General features: G+C 51.3%; 1 pseudogene. It reads right to left on the reverse strand.

Going from position 1 to position 269, the window contains the following annotated elements:
* A pseudogene (locus SB773_RS32040) lies at positions 1 to 269 on the reverse strand (glycine cleavage system aminomethyltransferase GcvT); the annotation flags it as partial.

Raw genomic sequence — 269 nt, forward strand, 5'->3', positions numbered from 1 at the left:
GTTTTCTTTTTGTGCCTTCAGGGCTTCCTGACCGATGAACGCTACTTCTTTATCTACCTTCACCGCAAAGCCAATACCCGCTTCGATCGGAGTAATGTCCTTGCTCAGCTCTTGTCCGTAGAGTGGCAGCTTTGCTTCAAAACGCAGCGTGTCACGCGCACCGAGTCCGCATGGTAGAAGGCCGTCTTCCTGTCCTGCGAGAAGCAGGGAATCCCACAGTTTGACCGCTGTATCTGCGTCTAAATAAATTTCAAATCCGTCTTCACCCG

Source organism: Bacillus sp. SIMBA_074 (assembly GCF_046534555.1).
GTDB classification, from domain to species: domain Bacteria; phylum Bacillota; class Bacilli; order Bacillales; family Bacillaceae_G; genus Bacillus_A; species Bacillus_A mycoides.